The organism is uncultured Rhodoblastus sp. (assembly GCF_903903185.1).
In the GTDB taxonomy this organism is placed as follows: domain Bacteria; phylum Pseudomonadota; class Alphaproteobacteria; order Rhizobiales; family Beijerinckiaceae; genus Rhodoblastus.
Window position 1 is genome coordinate 43,293 of the sequence record NZ_CAIUXT010000014.1, and the last position, 8,641, is coordinate 51,933.

Sequence of the window (8,641 nt, forward strand, 5' to 3'; positions counted from 1 at the left end):
TTACGAGCTTCCCTTCCGACCGAGCCTTTTTATAGCAGCGTCCCGGTCAGATTAAGCTCCCTACTTTCTCCAAGCCCATGAAATCGCCCTCCATGTCCCTGACCCTGAAAAGTGATCCCTCGCGGCCCGGCGGCGGCTATGCGATCCTCCGCGTCGACGGCGGGGCCCCTTCATCCGTAGCGATTGAGGACCGAAGTTCTGGACTTTATCTCGCCCCAGGCGGGAAATGGACCAAACAGCCCAATTATTTCGACATCGAGCCCATAGATGCGACAGACGCCCGGCTGGGGCCGGAGATTGTCGATCACGTTGAGGCGGACACGATCCTCGCACTTCACACCGCCGGCGCCGGCGTCCTGGGTATTCTGGTCTGGCCGGCGATCCGCCCCAGCGCGGGCGCAAGCAGCGGTAATGTCATTGACGAGCCGGCCGCGTCCAACGCGGCTGGCATAACGGGCGAAATTCCGCCTGCTGCCGAGGGAGCATCTGCGGCCACAGAGGAGGCTGTCACCGCAGCGCTGGCTGAACCCTTGCCGCCCCCGCCACCGCCAATGAGCGTAACGAGGCCCGGCTTGGCCGCGCCGCCGCCCGCCGCCAAAGGCTTGAGCCTGCGCAATGCCTTGGTGATCGCCAATGGCCTCGCCGTCTTGATCATTGGTCTGTTCCTGTTCCGCGGAACAGAAACGGCCAAGGGGCTCGTCTGCGAACCGACCGGGGCCTTGCGTGGCGTCAGCCTTGCGCGCACTTTCGTCTCCTGTCCGGAAACGGCGGAGGTCGACCCGGAACAAACAGCTTATAACGATTATCTGCAATGTCTGCCGGGCAAGGCCGCCTGCGCACAAACCAACTGCGGCGACGCCTATCTCTCTGGCTTCACCAATGGCTCCCATTCGGCCCAAGTGAATGCCGCAAGAACGGAAAGCCAGAAATCCTGCCAAGCCGATGCACAAAAAAAGACCATGGCCGATGATTTCTCCGCCTTCAGCGAATGCATGCGGATCACGATCAATGTATGCAATCGGGCGCAATGCGTCGACCGCTATCGCTACAAGCTGACGGTTGAACCGTACGCGTCAAGCCTGCACCAGGAAGCCGAAACTGCAGCCAATGATTGCCGCCGCCTGCAGGAAGAATCCGCTTTCGCCGATTTCAACCGCTGCGTGGCCGGCGCCGCCGCCTGCGACACCGCGCGCTGCGCCGGCGCCTTCACCGCCGCCTTCCCGGCAAGCAGCTACGTCTCCAAGGTGCTTTCGACGGCTGAAAATGCGGCAAGGATCTGTGCAGCCACGCAGCGAAATACTGGAGGAGTAGCTGACTGTGACAGGTTGGCGGCAGCACGTTTTGACGCAGACAGACCCGCGAACTCGGGTTTTGTCGATGATGTCGCAACATTGTCCGACGAAGATCTCGAAAAGGGTTTACGAGCTTGCGAGGGCGCAGATGTCGATGTGAACTTGGGACGCCGAATTTACTTGCAGCGCGGTCGCCTGCTGGCAGAACGAGCAGTCAGACTAGCAAAAAATGGATCCTCTGCACAAGCGGATCAGGACATGGGAGATGCCGTAAAGAACTGGCGTACAGCAGATGAACAAGGCTCTGTTTACTCTGCGAACCTTTTGGGCACATTCTATATTGGAAGCTTCAATAGAGCTGGTGCACATGAATTCGTAACTCCGGATGAATATCAGGCAAATCGCTATTGGTTCAAAGCGGCGCAAGGAGGCAATGTCATAGGCGAGCGTAACTATGCGGCGCAGTTGTTGGTCGGAAACGGCGTCCGGCAGGATGTCGAGCGAGCTGTGACTCTCCTGCGAGATGCCCTTCGGCGCGGCGACGAAAGAGCCGCTGGAACATTGGGCGTCGCCCTTTATACCGGTTATCCCGCAGCCATTGGCCAAGACAAGATTGAGGGATGGCGATTAGCTAAGCGTGGCGCCTGTGTGGACAAATCTGCAAGGGAAATGATTGAACGCGAAATAAACAAGGGACGACAACCCCCGTCCGAGCGACCGACATGTTATTGAAAAACAGCGCACGGTCTCGTCGGTCAGCCTCTGAGGTTAAGCTCACCTTCCGACGCGTGCTCGCCTCCAAGTGTCAGTTCAGCGCAAACGTCGCTTTCGCCACGCTAATACTGTGTCGATCACCCCGGTCATATCAAGCCCATTCCTGTCTCCAAACCCGTGAAATAGTTTCTCCATGTCCCTTACCCTGAAAAGCGATCCCTCGCGGCCTGGCGGCGGCTATGCGATCCTCTGCGTCGAAGGTGGAGCGGCGCCTGCTGCCGTGGCGATTGAGGACCGCAGTTCCGGCCTTTATCTCACCCAAGGCGGGAAATGGACCAAACAGCCCAATTATTTCGACATCGAGGCGATAAATACGACCTCCGCCCGGCTGGGGCCGGAAATTGTCGATCATGTTGAGGCGGACACGATCCTCGCACTTCACGCCGCAGGCGCCGGCGCCTTTGGCATTTTGGTCTGGCCGGCGATCCGCCCTAGCGCGGGCGCGAGTAGCGGCTATGTCATTGCCGAGCCGACCGCATCCAATGAGGCGGGCATAACGGGCGAAATTCCGTCTGTCGCCGCCGGTGCTTCTGCGGCTACGGAGGCGGCTGTGGCCGCAGCGTTGGCTGAACCTTTGCCGCCCCCGCCACCGCCAATAAGCGAAACGAGGCCAAGCTTTGCCGCGCCGACGCCCGCCGCCAAAGGCTTGAGCTTGCGCTATGCCTTGCTGATCGCCAATGGCATAGCCGTGTTGATTATTGCTATGTTCCTGTTCCGTGGAACAGAAGCGGCCAAGGGGCTTGTCTGCGAACCGACCGGGGCCTTGCATGGCGTAAGCTTTGCCCACGCGCTCGTTTCCTGTCCGGAAGTGGCGGAGGTCGACCCTGAACAAACAGCCTATAACGATTATCTGCAATGTCTGCCGGGCAAGGAAGCCTGCGCGCAAATAATCTGCGGCGACAGTTATCTGTCGGGCTTCACCAATGGCGCCCATTCGGTCCAGGTGAAGGCCGCAAGAATGGAAAGCCAAAAATCTTGTCAGGCCGAGGAGCAAAAAAAGATTGCGGCTGTTGATTTCTCCGCCTTCAGCGAATGCATGAGGATCACGATCAACGTCTGCAATCGGTCGCAATGCGTCGACCGCTATCGCTACAAGCTGACGGTCGAACCTTACGCGTCGAGCCTGCGCCAGGCAGCCGCAACGTCGGCCAATGATTGCCGATACCTGCAGGAAGAATCCGCATTCGCCGATTTCAACCGCTGCGTGGCCGCCGCCGCCTGCGACACCGCGCGGTGCGCTAGCGCCTTTACCTCCGCCTTCCCCGGCAGCGCCCATGTCTCGCAAGTGTTGCAAACAGCCGAGAACGCCGCCCGTACCTGTGCGACTGAACATCCGATCGTTCAGCAACCGGCGCCACCTACGCCGGCACCTCAGATTTCGTCCGCCGAACAGGCGACGCGCACGTTTATCGACCGGATCTATTACGCGTCCAGTTCACAGGGCGAAGCCGACGGCGCAAGTCTAAGCAGCATTTATGCGCCGGAGGTGAATTTCTACGGATCGCAAAAATCCAATGCCGAAATCATGAAAGAGAAGATCGCCTATAACCAGAGATGGGACACTCGCCGATTCTATCTGCGAAATGATTCGATCTCGGTGGCATGCAATTCCTCCGGGCAAGTTTGTCGAGCAGTCGGGCAGGTTGAATACGATTTCTACAGCTCCGCGCGTGGCAAAAGATCCCGTGGCATGTCGTCTTTCGACTTTCTGATCGCCAATAGCCAGAGCAATCCAAAGGTAATCAGCGAAAGCTCCAAGGTCGAGCAGCGCTATTGATCCCTGTTGGCAGTTCAGGGGAAATGAAAATTTTAGCGGGCTTTTTCGAAGAGAAACTTTCTTTGGATAACCTCGGTCCCGCGGCGTGACGCGCGGCATCGCATCTTTCAGCTATCCCCTCATTTTTTCGAGGGCTAAAATGCAACGAGTGATTGGTGTCTCGTAAGCGTCCATCGCGCGCCGTTCACTCGTAGGGCTTGAAATTCCACGGCATCAGCGCCTCGATGTCCTTGTTGGGCCATCGGTTGGCGATTCGCTCCAGGGTCTGTTTGGCCCAGGCTTTGGGGTCGACGCCGTTCATTTTGCACGTCTGAAGCATGGTGGCGATGGACGCCCATGTCCGCCCTCCGTCGGCGGAACCGGCGAAAAGTGAGTTCTTTCTTGTAATTGCTTGGGGTCTGATGGCCCGCTCGAAAAGGCTCCAGTGACTAAGCCTTGGCTCCGGTTCCAAACCCTTCTCATCGGCAGGGTCGGAGACTGGCGCGCCGGTTTTCCGAAGCCATTCGTCCATGACGAGAGCGGTCCAGCGCCGAAAGTGGAACAAAAAGCAGGGCCGAAAACTTAGCTTTCACACAATGTCTTTTAATTTCAATTATTTATCCATATTATATGGCGGGCCATGCTCGACGAAAATGAGCACTATGTCTACGCCATGGCCCTGTGATGGAGCATCGCGGCGCCGCGAACGTTTGCGACCCGACAGACTGAAAGGGGTTAAGTGCAGAAAAATCCAGACATCGACCGAACTGCTTTAGTCGCTCCAAGGTCGTTGATTGAGCGCGTAGAGGAGAGAGTATGTAGCGCGCTGAGAATCGCCAGCACGCGGCATATTTCGGCGACGCGCGACCTGCGGCCGCCCCCCGAACAGGATCTCGTAGACCTGATCTTCCGAACGGTGGCCTGCAATTACGAGCAGGGGGATGCCGCCGCCAATCGCAATCGGTCGCAACAAAACTGGCGCTGGCAGCTCCAGACCCAAATCTCCGGGAATAACCGGAGTCGCGAGGTCGTGTTGGAGCGTAAGATTGCCGCAGCCTGTCAGCATGCTTGCCCCAAAGACTGGGCCAATCAAGTGCCCGTCGCATCGGGACTGATCGCTGGCCCTGCGGGCGGGCGCGGCGCGATCGACCTCGCCCACCGGTGCGGGGAGCGGCGCTTCGAACTGATCGAACTCAAGATCGCCAGCGATACACCGCTCCATGCCGCAGTCGAGATCATAGAATACGGCTGCATTTGGCTGCTCGCCCGCGCAAACCCACCCAGCCTAAAGCCGGAAATCCTTGACGCCGATCACGTCGATCTGAGGGTGCTGGCTCCGGTGGATTATTATAGGGGTTACAATCTCACCGAGCTTGAGGCAGCGCTCAACCGGGGATGTCGTGCGCTCGGTCAAGCGCAGGGCGTGACAATGACGTTTGCATTTCACGCACTCGACGAACGGTTGGTCGGCTCCGTGACCCTTGGTGACGAGGCGTTGCTTGCCGCACTCGACAACCGCATTTCTTGGATGGTTGGAAGGAGCCAATGACCGAGGAACCGTTCCTTCCCGGCGTGCCCGTAGCGCACGTCCGCGCGCGCCTTGCCGCCGCCGGCGGAGACGAGATCGGCAGCGGAAAGTTCGCCCATCCGGAAAGCTCGGCTGCGCTGGCGGTCAATGCTTTCGGCTGGTTCATCGAGCGCCTGGCGGACATACCGCCTCTACCCGGCGCCGAAGCGATGGGTACATCCATTTGGCGCGGGTCTATGGTGAGCAAAAGCGGAATTTTGTCGGGCAACATTTCTGGGCGCGGGGATATTTCGTCTCGACCGTGGGTCGCGACGAAGAAGTCATCCGGGAATATATTCGCAATCAGGAAAACGAGGACACGCGCCTGGAACAGTTGAGCATGTGGAAATGACGCGGCGTGGTCGCCTTTAGGCGGCCAACGGAAGTGGGGTCGCGTTAGCGCCCCCCAAGGGCCGCTTCGAGCGGCCCCAATCCTAAAGCCCCCGGCTTTGCCGGGGGATAACTTACTGAAAAACTACGCGACAAGTCAGAACCGTCGCCTCACCTCAATGCGCGCCGCGCGGCAACCTCGCTTTGGCGCGCCAGCAAATCGACTTTGCGAAGGATCAGCCCTACTTTTTGAGGCGCTCCGGATTCCGACGAAGCCGCTGGGCAAAGCACGGCGGAGCCGACGCGCGTCGGCGGCTGTTGCTTCTCGCCGCCGCGCTGGTCAACTTCGGCCGTAACCGAAAGCCGGGCGAAACCATCACCGGTATCGTCGCCAGCACGGCGCCGGCGACGAGATCCCAATTCAACGTTCTGCCCGCCGAAAACACGACCGGCAATTTCACCAAGATCGTGCAGCGCGTGCCTGTGCGCATCCTTCGCTAAAAGACAAAGACCCGGTGCGCCACTTCGTGTTTAGATACTGCGGTTTATCGCCTCGAGAATGACCCCTTTCGGTCGCTGACCGAGTTTCTTGGCAAGGTTGGCGACCGGCGGCTTTGGGTCAAAACTTGCCATTCCGGCAATGGCCGCTTTCCGGCGGTCCCGCAGTTTTGTGTATTTCCTTCTTATTGATGCCTGCTTTCGAATTCCACGGCCATCTGCGATGGCGAACCCACGTTGTAGGCCGGTCGACAGGAGTGGCGATCCCTGTTTGTAGGCGCATCGGCGTTATTTTGAGAAGATGACAATTCAATAAATGTTTTTGCAGGAGAAGACCTAAGAATCCCGAAAAAAGAAAGAGAAAAAAGAGAAACAAGTGTTGGCTTCGCTTGCCAGCTAAGAAGGTATTCTTCTGTAACATCGAAGGTCATTTCCCAGCACGTCCTTCGAACCGAATGATCCCGCACGGGATTTTCACCCTCCAATGACCCAAATTCCGGCGCTCGAACGCGACGCCGTCATTCTTGTCCACGACCGAAATGGTCGGGGATCGGCTTGATGCGTCGCGTGCGCGGCTTCGAGGTTGGGTCGAATGAAAAGGCAACAACATCAATGGCAAATGAATCAACTACACTTTCTGTTCTGGAACATCTTTTCGATATCGAGAGAGCGCTTGAAGCCGCGCAACAGGCCCTGGCTCACTGTTTAGACAGCCTAAAGACCCAAGCGCCTCAGGCCGTTCCGCTTCCACCGAAAGACGCCGCCAAGCGCCGGCAATTATCGACGAACTGGGCCAGAATCGGCGGTCACGATTTCGATCCGGAGCCGACCGATTTGTTCGAAACCGATGAGTTCCGCAAGCTTTGGATTCCAGGACCTCATCGCCGCGGCTGCTACGCCGCCGCCTGCGGCGGTCTCTGGAGCCTCAGCCGAATTCTCAAGATACCGGTCTACAAAGTCTCGACCACTGGCGCCGATCGCGTCTGGACCCGGAATAATGAGTCCCGCCGAGATCGGCATGGCGCGCTTTGGCATAATGGCCAAGCTTACGTGGAGGACGCCGGCTGGGACGATTGGTACCCCTCGCATCTCCATCCTCAGCGCTTCCCTTCGCCGGGAAGCCCGGTGATTGTTCAGGAACGCGCGATCATTGTGCCCCTGCCCTGCGGAATGGACCCCAGGAAGTTCGATCAGCTTTTCGACGCGGAGACCCGGAAGGGCGCGCTCAACCGTTGGGTGATGACGCCCGAAGGTCGCGATCATTGCGGTTTTCTTGGCGTCGACCCCGCCATCGGTCAGCGATTTTCGGCCTATCGCGGGGCCGACCAGTCCCGGATTTCACCAGCCGATGAGCTCTGCGCCTTCTCCATCTACTCCGGCGCGGATCGAATCATCGCCATCGCCGAGAAGATCCTCCTCGAGGCGGTCGGTTTGAAGCCTGTTCGCGGCGCGCCGGCGAAGGGCTGACGGTCAATACTCCATGTCTCTCAAGAAATCCGGCGGCGCTCATGGCGCCGCCGTTTGCGTCGGGCTGCGTCGTTCGCGTCGAAAAAACCGAATGCGAGCCCTCGTTTCACATCACCAACAAAAGAAAGATCATCACCATGACCTCCGAAATTCACCGGAAGCTTGAAGCCGCCCGTCTCGAAACGCTTGCGCAAATTCTCGAGGCGTCTCCCGACTATCGCGTCCTGCGCGCTCTCGATATCAAGGCGACTCCTGAGCCCCCGCCGGGCATGTTCGACGATGTTCGGGTTTTAGTCGTCGACGTCGAAACCACCGGTCTTGACGCCGCCGCCGACACCATCGTCGAGATTGCGGCGCGCCCGATCGTCATGGATTATTTGGGCGCCGTGGTTCACATCGGCGAGGCCGTCGCCTTCTTCCAGGACCCGGGATCGCCCTTGCCCCTGGAGATTATCGCGCTGACCGGTTTGACGGATGACGATCTTCGCGGCCAGAACATCGACGATGACGCGGTTCACAAGCTGTTCGAAAATGCCGAGCTTGTGATCGCCCATAACGCCAACTTCGACCGCCGCTTCATCGAACGCCGCTTTCCATCGCTTCCGCTGCGGCCATGGGCCTGTTCCTTTGCGGAAATCGACTGGCGGGCCGAAGGTTTCGAAGGCAAGGGCCTCAATGCGTTGCTGATGCAGATCGGACTGTTTCAGCCCGCCGCGCATCGGGCTGCGAACGACGTCGACGCATTGGTCGGGCTTCTGATGGCCAACCTTTCGGAGGAGCGCACGGTCGTCAAAACTCTCTTCGAGTCCTCGCGCCGGCCGTCGTTGCTGTTCGAGGCGACGGGCTCCGCCTTCGCGACAAAGGGCGTCTTGCGGGCGCGTGGGTACCAATGGAGTCAAGCCAGCGGGGTCTGGAGCCGCGAGGTGCAGTTGCCCGAACGTGCAGAGGAAGAATACT

The 8,641-nt window shown here is 58.9% G+C and carries 6 protein-coding genes and 3 pseudogenes; 7 read left to right on the top strand and 2 right to left on the bottom strand.

The genetic code is table 11. The features are described from left to right. Window positions 1-92 precede the first annotated feature (92 nt). Both QZY01_RS00980 and QZY01_RS00985 read left to right on the top strand, forming a co-directional pair. A complete protein-coding gene (locus tag QZY01_RS00980) occupies window positions 93-2,024 on the top strand; it encodes a hypothetical protein (RefSeq protein ID WP_294532294.1) in 1,932 nt (643 codons plus the stop codon). A gap of 262 nt (window positions 2,025-2,286) precedes the next feature. Beyond that, window positions 2,287-3,843: a hypothetical protein gene (locus QZY01_RS00985; protein ID WP_294532297.1), complete on the top strand. Its 1,557-nt coding sequence runs from the start codon at window positions 2,287-2,289 to the stop codon at window positions 3,841-3,843. 184 nt (window positions 3,844-4,027) lie between these two features. Here the strand turns inward: QZY01_RS00985 and QZY01_RS00990 are convergent. Beyond that, window positions 4,028-4,264, bottom strand: a pseudogene (locus tag QZY01_RS00990) (transposase domain-containing protein); the annotation flags it as partial. A 297-nt stretch (window positions 4,265-4,561) separates the two neighbouring features. Between QZY01_RS00990 and QZY01_RS00995 the strand changes: the two are divergent. From QZY01_RS00995 to QZY01_RS01005, 3 genes and pseudogenes are all read left to right on the top strand, one after another. Beyond that, window positions 4,562-5,371, top strand: coding sequence for a hypothetical protein (locus QZY01_RS00995; RefSeq protein ID WP_294532300.1), 810 nt, complete (start codon window positions 4,562-4,564; stop codon window positions 5,369-5,371). Window positions 5,372-5,567: 196 nt separating this feature from the next. Beyond that, window positions 5,568-5,741 (top strand): annotated as a pseudogene (locus QZY01_RS01000) (transposase); the annotation flags it as partial. Window positions 5,742-6,085: 344 nt separating this feature from the next. Beyond that, window positions 6,086-6,211 (top strand): annotated as a pseudogene (locus tag QZY01_RS01005) (HlyD family secretion protein); the annotation flags it as partial. A 191-nt stretch (window positions 6,212-6,402) separates the two neighbouring features. Here QZY01_RS01005 and QZY01_RS01010 read toward each other — a convergent pair. Then, window positions 6,403-6,648 carry a hypothetical protein gene (locus QZY01_RS01010; RefSeq protein WP_294532302.1) on the bottom strand — a complete coding sequence of 82 codons (246 nt, stop codon included), beginning with the start codon at window positions 6,646-6,648 and terminating at the stop codon, window positions 6,403-6,405. A 181-nt stretch (window positions 6,649-6,829) separates the two neighbouring features. Between QZY01_RS01010 and QZY01_RS01015 the strand changes: the two genes are divergently transcribed. Together QZY01_RS01015 and QZY01_RS01020 are read left to right on the top strand one after the other, a co-directional pair. Beyond that, window positions 6,830-7,684, top strand: coding sequence for a hypothetical protein (locus tag QZY01_RS01015; RefSeq protein WP_294532305.1), 855 nt, complete (start codon window positions 6,830-6,832; stop codon window positions 7,682-7,684). A gap of 41 nt (window positions 7,685-7,725) precedes the next feature. After that, a partial coding sequence (locus QZY01_RS01020; RefSeq protein ID WP_294532307.1) for a 3'-5' exonuclease occupies window positions 7,726-8,641 on the top strand: 916 nt, incomplete at its 3' end.